At 44.0% G+C, this 15,417-nt stretch carries 8 protein-coding genes, 2 tRNA genes and 3 rRNA genes; all 13 read left to right on the top strand.

What is annotated here, in order from left to right; all coding sequences use genetic code 11:
* Positions 1-78 precede the first annotated feature (78 nt).
* The 13 genes from GD630_RS08425 (at position 79) to GD630_RS08365 (ending at position 15,365) form a co-directional block, all read left to right on the top strand.
* Positions 79-1,257 (top strand): clostripain-related cysteine peptidase, encoded by a 1,179-nt coding sequence (locus GD630_RS08425; RefSeq protein WP_143868439.1) that lies wholly within the window; start codon positions 79-81, stop codon positions 1,255-1,257.
* 1,093 nt (positions 1,258-2,350) lie between these two features.
* A 16S ribosomal RNA gene (locus GD630_RS08420) occupies positions 2,351-3,877 on the top strand.
* A 249-nt stretch (positions 3,878-4,126) separates the two neighbouring features.
* Positions 4,127-4,203: transfer RNA gene (locus GD630_RS08415), tRNA-Ile, on the top strand.
* A gap of 35 nt (positions 4,204-4,238) precedes the next feature.
* Positions 4,239-4,312, top strand: a tRNA-Ala gene (locus GD630_RS08410).
* Between the two features lie 140 nt (positions 4,313-4,452).
* Positions 4,453-7,332 (top strand): 23S ribosomal RNA (locus GD630_RS08405).
* Between the two features lie 94 nt (positions 7,333-7,426).
* Positions 7,427-7,537 (top strand): 5S ribosomal RNA (gene rrf, locus GD630_RS08400).
* The 16S, 23S and 5S rRNA genes sit together here with 2 tRNA genes alongside, the layout of an rRNA operon.
* 280 nt (positions 7,538-7,817) lie before the next feature.
* Entirely contained in the window at positions 7,818-8,408 is a 591-nt protein-coding gene (locus tag GD630_RS08395; protein WP_007761839.1) for a V-type ATP synthase subunit E family protein, read from the top strand.
* A gap of 11 nt (positions 8,409-8,419) precedes the next feature.
* On the top strand, positions 8,420-9,262 hold the full coding sequence (locus tag GD630_RS08390; RefSeq protein WP_143866980.1) for a DUF2764 domain-containing protein: 843 nt from the start codon (positions 8,420-8,422) through the stop codon (positions 9,260-9,262).
* 17 nt (positions 9,263-9,279) lie between these two features.
* Positions 9,280-11,040: a V-type ATP synthase subunit A gene (locus GD630_RS08385; RefSeq protein WP_007751965.1), complete on the top strand. Its 1,761-nt coding sequence runs from the start codon at positions 9,280-9,282 to the stop codon at positions 11,038-11,040.
* Between the two features lie 30 nt (positions 11,041-11,070).
* Entirely contained in the window at positions 11,071-12,396 is a 1,326-nt protein-coding gene (locus GD630_RS08380; RefSeq protein ID WP_007751966.1) for a V-type ATP synthase subunit B, read from the top strand.
* Between the two features lie 43 nt (positions 12,397-12,439).
* Positions 12,440-13,045 carry a V-type ATP synthase subunit D gene (locus tag GD630_RS08375; protein ID WP_007751971.1) on the top strand — a complete coding sequence of 202 codons (606 nt, stop codon included), beginning with the start codon at positions 12,440-12,442 and terminating at the stop codon, positions 13,043-13,045.
* Positions 13,042-14,859, top strand: coding sequence for a V-type ATP synthase subunit I (locus GD630_RS08370; protein WP_143866978.1), 1,818 nt, complete (start codon positions 13,042-13,044; stop codon positions 14,857-14,859). The genes GD630_RS08375 and GD630_RS08370 overlap by 4 nt, the downstream gene beginning before the upstream one ends.
* A gap of 44 nt (positions 14,860-14,903) precedes the next feature.
* Entirely contained in the window at positions 14,904-15,365 is a 462-nt protein-coding gene (locus GD630_RS08365; RefSeq protein WP_005675599.1) for a V-type ATP synthase subunit K, read from the top strand.
* Positions 15,366-15,417: the final 52 nt, after the last annotated feature.

Raw genomic sequence — 15,417 nt, 5'->3', positions numbered from 1 at the left:
TAATTGTTAATATGATAAGAGATGCAGACTTGCATCTCTTATTTTTTTATCTTTGTGCCGTTATTAATGAGAAATATTATGAAAAAGATTAAAATACTATTTGTGTTTGTATGTTTGTCAACTTTTTTATCGGCATGTGGTGATGATAATGATACCTCTGTTCCGGTGGCGGTAAAAACAGTCTTGATGTATCTTGTTGGAGATAATAATATCAGTGGTCAGATATACAACAATATAGCATCAGTAGAACGAGGATTGGGTGAAGTTACGTCTCCCGGTACATTTGTAATTTATTGGGATGGTGGCAGTAGAAAAGGTGAATTTCCTGTTCCAACTCTGTTTAAGTATGAAGTGGATGGCAAAGGTTCTGTCAGTAAAAGAGAGGTAATAAAAACTTATAGTAGCCAGAATTCCGTATCGAATGAGGTGGTAATTAATGTTTTGAAAGATGTGGAGACTTATTGTCCAGCTGAAAGGTATAGTCTGATTTTTGGCTCTCACGCTACTGGATGGTTACCAGTAGATGATAGTAAAAGTCGTTCTTTTGGAGATGATAGTGGAGCTAAAATAAATATTCCTGATTTATCGAAGGCTTTGGCGCAATCCGGTATCCATTTTGATTATATATTATTTGATGCTTGTTTAATGTCGCAAGTTGAGGTTGCTTATGAATTAAGGAATGCTGCTGATTATTTAATTCTTTCTCCTGCAGAGGTTATGAGTGCGGGATTTCCTTATTTCAAGATGACGAAATATTTATTGTCTGCGGATAATTCAGAGCAGAGTGCTATAAATATTGCAAAGGATTTTATTGATTACTATAAAAATGAATATAGTTATTCGTGGGGTACTATTGCGGTAATAAAAACGAATGAAATATCGGCATTGGCGGATGTTACTTGCTCAATTATGAAACAGTATCAGGACAATCTGGTTAAGTTTGATAATAGTAAAATAGATTATTTTCAAGCCCATTATGGTTATGGAAGATCTCCTTTGGATCATTCGACATATGATTTTCGAGCTTTTATACGTGAACTGACCGATGGTAATATTCCTTCTGATTTTGAAGAACAATTAGATAGAGTTGTTGTGTATAAGGATTATGTTGATGATGATAAATTAGTGGATATAGATTCAGATATATATTCGGGTATTGGGTGTTATATACCGGATACTAGGTATTTGAAATGGAATGCTTTTTTTAGGACTCTGCAATGGCATTCGGCTGCCGGATGGGATGGAGTAGGCAGGTAAATGTAGGAGGAATATTTTTCAGATGTCAACTAGGTGAGAGTTGCCCCCAAAAAAAAAGTTATGAACAGCCCGGCGGGTACAAAAGGTACAGTAGATGCACCGTATAATTTTCTCACACACACGTGCGCGCGTATAATAGGTATAGAAAGTACCGCTTGAGACCAAGTGGTCTCTATTGACAATATTAAAGATGTTATCATCACCTATCAAAGGAGATTTATTGCCACTGTCGATTTTATAAGACCTTATCTCACCTTGCGAGACCTCTCAGTTGTTCTTGTGTGCCTGTATACTGTTGCTCGTTTTTCCTTCATAAATTGAAATAATACTATACTCATCTGATTGAAACCCCTGATTGAATGCAGAGTGTTTGTCAATGCAGGTGATAAGGGTACTATATAATACGCGTGCGTGTGCGTGTGTAAGAGAGCCCCGAAAAAATGTACCTTCTGTACCCGCCTGTTATTAACAGGGTAGTGGTTTGTTAATGCTAAAGCAGTGCTTTACGAGTGCTAAAGCATAGCTTTATGCTCTCTAAAGCTATGCTTTTTAAAAGTTCTTCCATAGTGCCTGTTATAACCTGACTTAGGTTGACTCTTTAGTGTTATTACTCTTATTTTTTTGTTTATTCCCATCTTCCTCTTTTCGCTGTTGAAAAAATATGTTCTACAACATCGTTGTGATTCAGCGAGTTAGCGTTTTTCTTCCAAAAAACTTCAAAAAAATAGTGGAATATATTTGGATGTTATGTATAAAGTGTCTACTTTTGCACCCGCTTTGCTAGAGAGACAGAGCCTAATGATTGACATTCTGCTAAAGAGTAAGGGTTCAGAAAATAAAAACAAAAAACTTTCGAAAAAGTTTGGAGGTTATCTGAAAAAGTCCTTATCTTTGCATCCGCTTTCGCAAAGAAAGCAGGTACGGCGGAAGCCACGTTAGTTCTTTGAAATATTGATAAACAATACAAGTAGTACAAGTTAAAATAGAACCGTCAATGCTTATATAATATAGGTATAGGTAATAGAGTCAATAAATTGTACGGCATCCTGAACAGAGCAAAACGCTATCCTGAGGGATAGATAAAAATACTTTTACAATGAAGAGTTTGATCCTGGCTCAGGATGAACGCTAGCTACAGGCTTAACACATGCAAGTCGAGGGGCAGCATTTCAGTTTGCTTGCAAACTGAAGATGGCGACCGGCGCACGGGTGAGTAACACGTATCCAACCTGCCGATAACTCCGGGATAGCCTTTCGAAAGAAAGATTAATACCGGATGGCATATGATTATCGCATGATAATCCTATTAAAGAATTTCGGTTATCGATGGGGATGCGTTCCATTAGTTTGTTGGCGGGGTAACGGCCCACCAAGACCGCGATGGATAGGGGTTCTGAGAGGAAGGTCCCCCACATTGGAACTGAGACACGGTCCAAACTCCTACGGGAGGCAGCAGTGAGGAATATTGGTCAATGGGGGAGTCTGAACCAGCCAAGTAGCGTGAAGGATGACTGCCCTATGGGTTGTAAACTTCTTTTATACGGGAATAAAGTTGTCCACGTGTGGATTTTTGTATGTACCGTATGAATAAGGATCGGCTAACTCCGTGCCAGCAGCCGCGGTAATACGGAGGATCCGAGCGTTATCCGGATTTATTGGGTTTAAAGGGAGCGTAGGTGGACAGTTAAGTCAGTTGTGAAAGTTTGCGGCTCAACCGTAAAATTGCAGTTGATACTGGCTGTCTTGAGTACAGTAGAGGTGGGCGGAATTCGTGGTGTAGCGGTGAAATGCTTAGATATCACGAAGAACTCCGATTGCGAAGGCAGCTCACTGGACTGCAACTGACACTGATGCTCGAAAGTGTGGGTATCAAACAGGATTAGATACCCTGGTAGTCCACACAGTAAACGATGAATACTCGCTGTTTGCGATATACAGTAAGCGGCCAAGCGAAAGCGTTAAGTATTCCACCTGGGGAGTACGCCGGCAACGGTGAAACTCAAAGGAATTGACGGGGGCCCGCACAAGCGGAGGAACATGTGGTTTAATTCGATGATACGCGAGGAACCTTACCCGGGCTTAAATTGCATTTGAATGATCAAGAAATTGGTTAGTCGTAAGACAAATGTGAAGGTGCTGCATGGTTGTCGTCAGCTCGTGCCGTGAGGTGTCGGCTTAAGTGCCATAACGAGCGCAACCCTTATCTTCAGTTACTAACAGGTCATGCTGAGGACTCTGGAGAGACTGCCGTCGTAAGATGTGAGGAAGGTGGGGATGACGTCAAATCAGCACGGCCCTTACGTCCGGGGCTACACACGTGTTACAATGGGGGGTACAGAAGGCAGCTACACGGCGACGTGATGCCAATCCCAAAAACCTCTCTCAGTTCGGATCGAAGTCTGCAACCCGACTTCGTGAAGCTGGATTCGCTAGTAATCGCGCATCAGCCATGGCGCGGTGAATACGTTCCCGGGCCTTGTACACACCGCCCGTCAAGCCATGAAAGCCGGGGGTACCTGAAGTACGTAACCGCGAGGAGCGTCCTAGGGTAAAACTGGTAATTGGGGCTAAGTCGTAACAAGGTAGCCGTACCGGAAGGTGCGGCTGGAACACCTCCTTTCTGGAGCGATGCCGTAATAAGTTGAGAGTTGAGAGTTGAGAGTTGAGAGTTGAGAGTTGAGAGTTTTCTCCCATTATTTGGACTTGCTTTCTCACTGAAAAAAAATGATGACTTTAAAGGTTCTGTTTTTGTACTACTGGTACTTGTTTATTTATAGATATAGATCAACCATCTATAGCAATTATAGATAGAGATAAACAAGAGAAAAAAGAAGCCGAGTCTAACTCAACAGGTAGACAAGGTTGAACTAGTCCTATAGCTCAGTTGGTTAGAGCGCTACACTGATAATGTAGAGGTCGGCAGTTCAACTCTGCCTGGGACTACCAAGCTCAAGAACGACAGTAATTCTTGATAACCTCTTGGGGGATTAGCTCAGCTGGCTAGAGCATCTGCCTTGCACGCAGAGGGTCAACGGTTCGAATCCGTTATTCTCCACGATCTCTGAAAAAGAGAAACGATCTTTGACATGATGATACAAAAAGTAAAATTTTAGTAAGAGCTAAAAGTATATATCGAACCGTACGTTTCCGGTATGCGGACTAGCAATAGTTCAATATACAGGGAAGTCAGTTTGAAAGAAAGTAAGCAAGGGCGCATGGCGGATGCCTTGGCTCTCGGAGGCGATGAAGGACGTGATAAGCTGCGATAAGCTTCGGGTAGGTGCAAATAACCCTTGATCCGAAGATTTCCGAATGGGACAACCCGACATTCTGAAGGAATGTCATCCATCCTGGATGGAGGCTAACACAGGGAACTGAAACATCTTAGTACCTGTAGGAAAAGAAAATAATAATGATTCCCCAAGTAGTGGCGAGCGAACGGGGATTAGCCCAAACCATTGTTGTTACGGCAACAATGGGGTTGTAGGACCACGATGTCGCAAGACATTTCATGAGTAGAACTCTCTGGAAAGTGAGACCATAGACGGTGATAGTCCGGTATACGAAGTGAAACGAAGCGTAGTGGTATCCTGAGTAGCGCGGGACACGAGGAATCTTGCGTGAATCTGCCGGGACCATCCGGTAAGGCTAAATACTCCCGAGAGACCGATAGCGAACCAGTACTGTGAAGGAAAGGTGAAAAGCACTTCGAACAGAAGAGTGAAATAGTCCCTGAAACCATGCGCCTACAAGCGGTCGGAGCTGCGTAAGCAGTGACGGCGTGCCTTTTGCATAATGAACCTACGAGTTACTTTTTCCGGCAAGGTTAAGTGTCTGAAGACATGAAGCCGAAGCGAAAGCGAGTCTGAACAGGGCGATTAGTCGGAAGGAGTAGACGCGAAACCAAGTGATCTACCCTTGGTCAGGTTGAAGGTTAGGTAACACTAACTGGAGGACCGAACCGATAAGCGTTGAAAAGCTTCCGGATGAACTGAGGGTGGGGGTGAAAGGCTAATCAAACTTGGAGATAGCTCGTACTCCCCGAAATGCATTTAGGTGCAGCCTTGTGAGTTACTAATGTGAGGTAGAGCGACTGATAAGATGCGAGGGCTTCACCGCCTATCAAGTCTTGATAAACTCCGAATGCGCATTAGTCCTATCACAGGAGTGAGGGCATGGGTGCTAAGGTCCATGTCCTAAAGGAGAAGAATCCGGACCATCAGCTAAGGTCCCCAAATAGATACTAAGTTGAACTAACGAAGTCAGATTGCTAAGACAGCTAGGATGTTGGCTTGGAAGCAGCCATTCATTTAAAGAGTGCGTAACAGCTCACTAGTCGAGGAGTTTGGCGTGGATAATAATCGGGCATTAAGTATCTTACCGAAGCTATGGGATGTGTAAACATCGGTAGGGGAGCATTCCACTCTGCGTCGAAGGTGAGGCGTGAGCCTTGCTGGAGCGTGTGGAAAAGCAAATGTAGGTATAAGTAACGATAAAGGGGGTGAGAAACCCCCTCGCCGAAAGACTAAGGTTTCCTGATCAACGCTAATCGGATCAGGGTTAGTCGGGTCCTAAGGCTCAGCCGAAGGGTGAGGCCGATGGCAGAACAGGTTAATATTCCTGTACTACCTTAAGGAGTGACGTGGAGACGGAGGAGTGACAGCGCCGCGGACTGACGGAATAGTCCGTTGAAGGGTGTAGATGTTGATTATCCCAGGCAAATCCAGGATAAGAGTCGAACCTGATAGTATGGAGCGTTCTTCGGAACAATCCAATAGTGCGTGTAAACATACTCCCGAGAAAATCCGCTAAACTTAATCCTTGAGGTACCCGTACCGCAAACGGACACACGTAGTCGGGTTGAATATACTAAGGCGCTTGAGTGATTCACGGTTAAGGAACTAGGCAAATTGACCCTGTAACTTCGGGATAAAGGGTCCCAACGAGAGTTGGGCGCAGAGAATAGGTCCAGGCAACTGTTTAACAAAAACACAGGGCTGTGCCAAATTGAAAGATTACGTATACAGCCTGACACCTGCCCGGTGCTGGAAGGTTAAGAGGAGATGTCATCGCAAGAGAAGCATTGAATTGAAGCCCCAGTAAACGGCGGCCGTAACTATAACGGTCCTAAGGTAGCGAAATTCCTTGTCGGGTAAGTTCCGACCTGCACGAATGGTGTAATGATCTGGACACTGTCTCAACCGTGAGCTCAGTGAAATTGTAGTATCGGTGAAGATGCCGATTACCCGCGATGGGACGAAAAGACCCCGTGAACCTTTACTATAGCTTAACATTGAATTTGGGTAATTGATGTGTAGGATAGGCCGGAGACTTTGAAGCAGGTACGCCAGTATTTGTGGAGTCGCTGTTGAAATACGGCCCTTTGATTATTTGAGTTCTAACTCCAAAAATGGAGGACACTGTTTGGTGGGTAGTTTGACTGGGGTGGTCGCCTCCAAAAGTGTAACGGAGGCTTCTAAAGGTGCCCTCAGGACGATTGGTAACCGTCCGCAGAGTGTAATGGCATAAGGGCGCTTGACTGGGAGACATACAAGTCGATCAGGTAGGAAACTAGAGCATAGTGATCCGGTGTTTCCGCATGGAAGGGACATCGCTCAAAGGATAAAAGGTACTCCGGGGATAACAGGCTGATCCCTCCCAAGAGCTCATATCGACGGAGGGGTTTGGCACCTCGATGTCGGCTCGTCACATCCTGGGGCTGGAGAAGGTCCCAAGGGTTGGGCTGTTCGCCCATTAAAGTGGCACGCGAGCTGGGTTCAGAACGTCGTGAGACAGTTCGGTCTCTATCTATCGTGGGCGTATGAAATTTGCGTGGCTCTGACACTAGTACGAGAGGACCGTGTTGGACTGACCTCTGGTTTACCAGTTGTGCCGCCAGGTGCATTGCTGGGTATCTAAGTCGGGATTGGATAAGTGCTGAAAGCATCTAAGTACGAAGCCAGCCACAAGATTAGATTTCTTAGGGTCGTCAAAGACGATGACGTTGATAGGATGCAGGTGTACAGGTGGTAACATCATAGCCGAGCATTACTAATTGCCCGTCCACTTTCTTTTGGACTTGTACGGATCGCGATATATACGTTTAGCGGATTACTTCGGAAACGGGTAATACACTGAGATTTTACTTTTCATCATGTCATACCCTTATTCAGGTGGTTATAGCACGAGGGTTCCACCTCTTCCCATTCCGAACAGAGAAGTTAAGCCTCGTCACGCCGATGGTACTGCGTAACAGTGGGAGAGTAGGTAGCCGCCGTTTTTGAAGAAGCCCCTTGATTCAGCAATGAGTCAAGGGGCTTTCTGTTTTCCGCGTTTTTATATATTTGCTTTCTCGTTTGAGAAATCAAGAAATGTGTCATTTCGTTATATGAAAAGGGAAGAAACGGTATAAAATCGGTATATAACTGTGATTTTTTTGCAAGGTTACCTTTTTTCTTTCCATCTTTCTCTTTTTTATCAAATTGATTTTTGTAAATTTGGCGAGAATCTAAGAAAGGTACACAATTAATATAGTAATAATACTAAATACTCCTGTTGATATGGAAAACAAAATTCAAGAGTTGACCGATAAGATTTATCGTGAAGGCGTGGAAAAAGGAAACGAAGAAGCGCAGAGACTTATCGCGAATGCTCAGGAAGAAGCAAAAAAAATTATTGAGGATGCACGCAAAGAGGCAGAATCAATCGTTAATTCCTCTCGTAAATCTGCCGACGAATTGGTGGAAAATACAAAATCAGAGTTAAAACTGTTTGCCGGTCAGGCTGTAAATGCACTCAAATCTGAGGTTGCTACTATGGTAACTGACAAGTTAGTAACTGCTTCCGTGAAGGACTTCGCTCAGGATAAAGATTATCTGAATGCGTTTATCGTTGCATTGGCTTCAAAATGGAGTGTGGATGAACCCATTGTCATTTCCACTGCCGATGCGGAATCACTGAAAAAGTATTTTGCAGCTCACGCAAAAGCATTGTTGGATAAGGGAGTGACTATACAGCAGGTGAACGGTATCAAGACTTTATTTACTGTTTCTCCGGCGGACGGTTCTTATAAAGTGAACTTCGGAGAAGAAGAATTCATGAACTACTTCAAAGCGTTCTTGCGTCCACAGTTAGTAGATATGCTATTTTAAAAAAAGCGACTATGAGTAGTAAGTACTATTACTTAGTAGCAGGTTTGCCGGAGCTTTCGCTGGAAGACAGTAAACTGAGCTACACAGTAGCCGATTTTAAAACTGAAATCTACAACGGATTGTCTGCTTCAGACCGGAAGTTGATCGACTTGTTTTATCTGAAGTTTGATAATGCTAATGTGTTGAAACTTCTCAAAGATAAAGAAGCGGAAATAGACAAACGGGGAAACTATTCTGCCGGAGAACTTATCGAATATATTTCTATTCTAAGGGAAGGCGGAGAAATCAGTCCGAAAGATTTTCCGGCTTATCTTTCTACATTTATCGTTGATTATTTGAATACACCGGCTGAAAGTACGGTATTGCAGGAAGATTATCTGGCTGCATTGTATTACGAATATGCTATGAGATGTGGAAATAAGTTTGTTTCCGCCTGGTTTGAATTCAACCTCAACATCAATAATATTCTTGTTGCATTTACCTGTCGTAAATTCAAGTGGGATATTGCCTCCAATATTGTAGGAAACACGGAGGTATGCGAGGCATTACGTACATCGAGCGCCCGTGATTTCGGACTGTCCGGTGAGGTGGATGTTTTTGAGTCGTTGGTGAAGATCAGTGAGATTACAGAATTGGTGGAACGTGAGAAGAAGCTCGACGCTCTGCGGTGGAACTGGATGGAAGATACTATCTTCTTCGATTATTTCACCATTGAACGTATTTTCGCTTTCTTGTTAAAGCTGGAAATGATTGAACGGTGGATTTCATTGGATAAGGAAAGAGGAAATCAATTGTTCAGGAGTATCATCGAATCACTAAAGAACGAAGTGCAGATTCCTGCAGAATTCAGATAATAAATTATTAAAAATATATGGCAACAAAAGGAACTGTTAGTGGCGTTATTGCCAACATGGTGACCCTCGTCGTTGACGGACCGGTAGCTCAGAATGAGATTTGTTATATCTCGACCGGTGGCGATAAGTTGATGGCGGAGGTGATTAAGGTTGTAGGTTCACATGTATATGTCCAGGTGTTTGAAAGTACACGTGGGCTGAAGGTGGGTGCCGAAGCCGAATTTACAGGACACATGCTCGAAGTGACGTTAGGTCCGGGTATGTTATCGAAAAACTACGACGGTCTGCAAAATGACCTTGACAAAATGGATGGCGTTTTCCTGAAAAGAGGACAATATACATATCCATTGGATAAAGAGCGTGTATGGCACTTCGTACCGTTGGTAAATGCAGGCGATAAAGTGCAGGCTTCCGCATGGCTGGGGCAGGTGGACGAGAACTTTCAGCCGTTGAAGATGATGGCTCCGTTCACGATGAAAGGAACGGCTACCGTGAAAACAATCATGCCGGAAGGTGATTATAAGATAGAAGATACGATTGCAGTCTTGACAGATGAGGAAGGAAACGATATTCCTGTTACTATGATTCAGAGATGGCCGGTGAAACGTGCCATGACGAACTATAAGGAAAAGCCGCGTCCTTTCAAATTGTTGGAGACGGGGGTACGTGTAATCGATACATTGAATCCGATTGTGGAAGGTGGTACAGGCTTTATCCCCGGACCCTTCGGTACAGGTAAGACCGTACTTCAGCATGCCATTTCCAAACAGGCGGAAGCGGATATCGTAATTATTGCAGCTTGTGGTGAGCGTGCCAATGAGGTGGTGGAAATCTTTACGGAGTTCCCGGAACTGGTTGACCCGCATACCGGACGTAAGTTGATGGAACGTACCATTATCATAGCTAATACTTCCAATATGCCGGTGGCTGCCCGCGAGGCTTCCGTATATACAGCAATGACATTGGCGGAATATTATCGTTCAATGGGGCTGAAGGTTCTGTTGATGGCTGACTCTACTTCCCGTTGGGCGCAGGCTCTGCGTGAGATGTCCAACCGTATGGAGGAGTTGCCTGGTCCGGATGCTTTCCCGATGGATATTTCGGCTATCATCTCCAACTTCTACGGTCGTGCGGGATATGTGAAACTGAATAATGACGAAACAGGTTCGATTACTTTCATCGGTACGGTATCTCCTGCCGGTGGTAACTTGAAAGAGCCTGTGACTGAAAATACGAAGAAAGTAGCACGTTGTTTCTATGCTTTGGAACAGGACCGTGCCGATAAGAAACGTTATCCGGCTGTGAATCCGATCGATTCTTATTCTAAATATATCGAATATCCGGAATTTGAAGCATACATCAAAGAGCACATCAACGGTGAATGGATTGGTAAGGTCAATGAACTGAAAACACGTTTGCAGCGTGGTAAAGAGATTGCCGAGCAGATCAATATTCTTGGTGACGACGGTGTACCGGTAGAATATCACGTTATTTTCTGGAAATCGGAATTGATCGACTTTGTTATTCTGCAGCAGGATGCATTCGACGAAATTGATGCGGTAACTCCGATGGAACGTCAGGAAGATATTCTGAACATGGTAATTGACATCTGTCATACGGAGTTTGAATTTGATAACTTCAACGAAGTAATGGATTACTTCAAGAAGATGATTAATATCTGTAAGCAGATGAACTATTCTAAGTTCAAGTCTGAGCAGTATGAAGGATTCCGGCAACAACTGAAGGAACTGATTGCCGAAAGAAGTATCAATTCATAATCTTAAATTTATAATTTTTAATTATCAAAGATGGCAACAAAAGCTTTTCAAAAGATATATACCAAGATTACTCAGATTACCAAAGCTACCTGTTCGCTGAAAGCGACGGGAGTAGGGTATGACGAGCTTGCCACTGTGGATGGTAAACTGGCGCAGGTGGTTAAGATTGCCGGTGACGATGTCACTTTGCAGGTATTTGAGGGTACGGAAGGTATTCCGACCAATGCCGAAGTAGTGTTTCTCGGAAAATCACCGACATTGAAAGTAAGTGAGCAGTTGGCTGGACGTTTCTTCAATGCTTTCGGTGATCCGATCGACGGAGGTCCGGAAATTGAAGGCCAGGAAGTGGAGATTGGCGGACCTTCTGTGAATCCGGTTCGACGTAAACAGCCGTCGGAACTGATTGCAACAGGTATTGCCGGTATCGATTTGAACAATACGTTGGTGTCCGGTCAGAAGATTCCGTTCTTCGCCGACCCGGACCAGCCTTTCAACCAGGTTATGGCAAACGTGGCGTTGCGTGCCGAAACGGATAAGATTATTCTCGGCGGTATGGGTATGACGAATGATGACTATCTGTACTTTAAGAATGTGTTCTCTAATGCTGGTGCGCTCGACCGTATCGTGAGTTTTATGAATACAACCGAGAATCCTCCGGTGGAACGTCTGTTGATTCCGGATATGGCATTGACTGCAGCGGAGTATTTCGCTGTAAATAATAACGAGAAAGTCTTGGTACTGTTGACGGATATGACCAGTTACGCCGATGCGTTGGCTATCGTATCCAACCGTATGGATCAGATTCCTTCGAAAGACTCTATGCCGGGTTCGCTTTATTCGGATTTGGCAAAGATTTACGAAAAAGCGGTGCAGTTCCCTTCCGGTGGTTCAATTACTATTATCGCAGTGACTACGTTGTCCGGTGGAGATATTACACACGCTGTACCTGATAATACGGGTTACATCACCGAAGGTCAGTTGTTCTTGCGTCGTGACAGTGATATCGGTAAGGTTATTGTTGACCCGTTCCGTTCATTGTCTCGTTTGAAACAGTTGGTTACCGGGAAAAAGACGCGTAAAGACCATCCACAGGTGATGAATGCAGCTGTACGTCTGTATGCCGACGCCGCTAACGCCAAGACAAAGATGGAAAACGGTTTCGACTTGACGAACTACGACGAGCGTACGCTGGCTTTTGCAAAAGATTATTCCAATCAGTTGTTGGCTATCGATGTCAATCTGGATACTACTGAAATGCTGGATGTGGCTTGGGGCTTGTTCGGCAAGTACTTCCGTCCGGAAGAAGTAAATATCAAGAAAGACTTGGTGGATCAATACTGGCCAAAAGGCGAATAATAATAAACTTGTAATTAATAATTTATAATTAGTAATTGACAACGTGGCTATAAAGTTTCAATATAACAAGACCTCTCTTCAGCAGCTCGAAAAGCAACTGAAAGTGCGGGTGCGCACGCTTCCTATCATCAAGAATAAGGAAAGCGCCCTCCGCATGGAAGTGAAACGCTGTAAAACGGAAGCTGCCGATCTGGAGGATAGGCTCGAAGAACAGATTCAAGCCTATGAAGCCATGTTCGCCCTTTGGAATGAGTTTGATGCTTCATTAATAAAGGTGAATGATGTTCATCTTGGCGTGAAGAAAATTGCGGGTGTGCGCGTGCCGTTGCTCGAAAATGTAGAGTTCGAGATACGTCCGTACAGTATGTTTAACGCTCCCAAATGGTATGCTGATGGTATACACTTGTTGGAAGAGCTTGCACATACGGCCATTGAACGTGAATTTATGCTCGCCAAGCTGAATTTGTTAGAACATGCAAGGAAAAAGACCACTCAGAAAGTGAATCTTTTTGAGAAGGTACAGATACCGGGCTATCAGGATGCATTGCGAAAGATCAAGCGATTTATGGAAGATGAAGAGAATCTGTCGAAGTCTTCGCAAAAGATCATGAAGTCCCATCAGGAAAAAAGGAAGGAGGTAGAGGCATGATTACGAAAATGAAGAAACTCACATTCCTGGTTTATCACAAGGAGTACGAAGAATTTCTGAACAGTCTGCGTGAACTTGGTGTAGTCCACATTGTGGAAAAACAGCAAGGGGCTGCCGATAACACGGAACTGCAGGAGAATATCCGTCTTTCCAACCGCCTGGCAGCTACAATGAAGTTGCTCCAGAATCAGAAGCATGAGAAGAATGCCGTGATTGCAACGGAAGGTGGAACAGCCGGACGCGGGATGCAAGTGTTGGATGAAGTGGATGCTTTGCAAACGGAACACGGGAAGTTGTCTCAACAGCTACAAAGCTATGCGAAAGAAAAAGAAGCGTTGGAAGCGTGGGGAAACTTTGAGCAGGCAGATATTCAGAAATTGAAAGCTGCTGGTTATGTGATAGGTTTTTATAGCTGCTCGGAAGGAAACTACAAAGAAGAGTGGGAGACGGAATACAATGCGATGATTGTGAACCGTATTTCTTCCAAAGTATTCTTTGTCACGGTAACGAAAGCCGGACAGGAGGTAGACTTGGATGTGGAGCAGGCAAAACTTCCAGCATACTCTTTGGCACGCCTTGAAACGATGTATGATACGACGGAACAGGCGATCGAAGAGAATGAGAAGAAGCTCGTTGCATTGTCTGAGACGGAAATTCCTTCTTTGAAGGCTGCCTTGAAAGAATTGCAGGGACAGATTGAATTCTCTAAAGTCGTGCTGAGTTCCGAACAGGCCGCCGGTGATAAACTGATGTTGATTGAAGGATGGGCTCCTGCATTCAGTCAAGTGGAAATCGAGGCTTACCTGAATGACGCACATGTGTATTATGAAATTACTGATCCGGTTCCGGGCGATAATGTTCCTATCCGATTGAACAACAAAGGATTCTTTGCCTGGTTTGAACCGATTTGTAAATTGTATATGCTTCCGAAATATAATGAGCTGGACTTGACACCGTTCTTTGCTCCGTTCTTTATGATTTTCTTCGGACTTTGTCTGGGAGATTCGGGATATGGTTTATTCCTGTTCTTGGGAGCTACGGCATATCGGTTGATAGCGAAGAAACTGACTCCGTCTACAAAATCAATCTTGTCATTGATACAAGTATTGGCTGTTTCGACCTTCTTCTGCGGTTTGCTGACGGGTACGTTCTTCGGAGCGAATATTTACGATCTGGACTGGCCTATCGTTCAACGCTTGAAACACGCTGTTCTGATGGACAACAATGATATGTTCCAGCTGTCGTTGATTCTGGGTGCTGTCCAGATTTTGTTCGGTATGGTGCTGAAAGCGGTAAATCAGACGATTCAGTTTGGCTTCAAATATGCGGTGGCGACAATAGGATGGATTATTTTGTTGGTTTCGATGGCTGTTTCGGCTCTGTTACCGGAAGTAATGCCGATGGGAGGCACAGTGCACCTTATCATTCTGGGAATTTCGGCTGCTATGATTTTCCTTTACAACAGTCCGGGAAAGAACATTTTCCTGAATATCGGACTGGGGTTGTGGGATTCGTACAATATGGCTACCGGTTTGTTGGGTGATGTCCTGTCATACGTCCGTCTGTTTGCTCTCGGACTTTCCGGAGGTATTCTGGCAGGAGTGTTCAACAGTCTGGCAGTAGGTATGAGTCCGGATAATGTAATAGCAGGCCCTATCGTGATGGTACTGATATTCGTTATCGGTCATGCCATCAATATCTTTATGAATGTACTCGGTGCAATGGTTCACCCGATGCGTCTGACGTTTGTCGAGTTCTTCAAGAATTCCGGATACGAAGGAGGCGGTAAAGAGTACAAACCTTTTAAAAACTAAAAATTAATATTTTAAGAATTAAACAATAAAAATAGAATAAGATTATGGAAATGAATTTGTTTATTGCCTATATTGGCATCGCGGTTATGGTTGGTTTGTCGGGCATTGGTAGTGCTTACGGAGTAACTATTGCAGGTAACGCTGCTATCGGAGCATTGAAAAAGAACGACAGTGCATTCGGTAACTTCCTTGTATTGACAGCCCTTCCGGGTACACAGGGACTTTACGGTTTTGCCGGTTATTTTATGTTCCAGACTATTTTTGGTATTTTAACTCCTGAGATTACGGCTATTCAAGCGTCTGCCGTTTTGGGTGCAGGTATTGCTTTAGGCTTGGTAGCTTTGTTCTCGGCTATCCGTCAAGGACAGGTTTGTGCAAACGGTATCGCTGCTATCGGTCAGGGACACAATGTATTTAGCAACACATTGATTCTTGCTGTATTCCCGGAACTTTATGCTATCGTTGCTCTAGCTGCAACCTTCTTGATCGGTAGTGCATTAGCATAATTTTTTCTGCAGGAATATTCCTAATAAAAAACATTCAATCCCCCTGTATATG

This window comes from Bacteroides zhangwenhongii (genome assembly GCF_009193325.2).
GTDB classification, from domain to species: Bacteria; Bacteroidota; Bacteroidia; order Bacteroidales; family Bacteroidaceae; genus Bacteroides; species Bacteroides zhangwenhongii.
The sequence above is the reverse complement of the archived record's forward strand: the minus strand, read 5'-3'. Positions and strand labels throughout refer to the sequence as shown.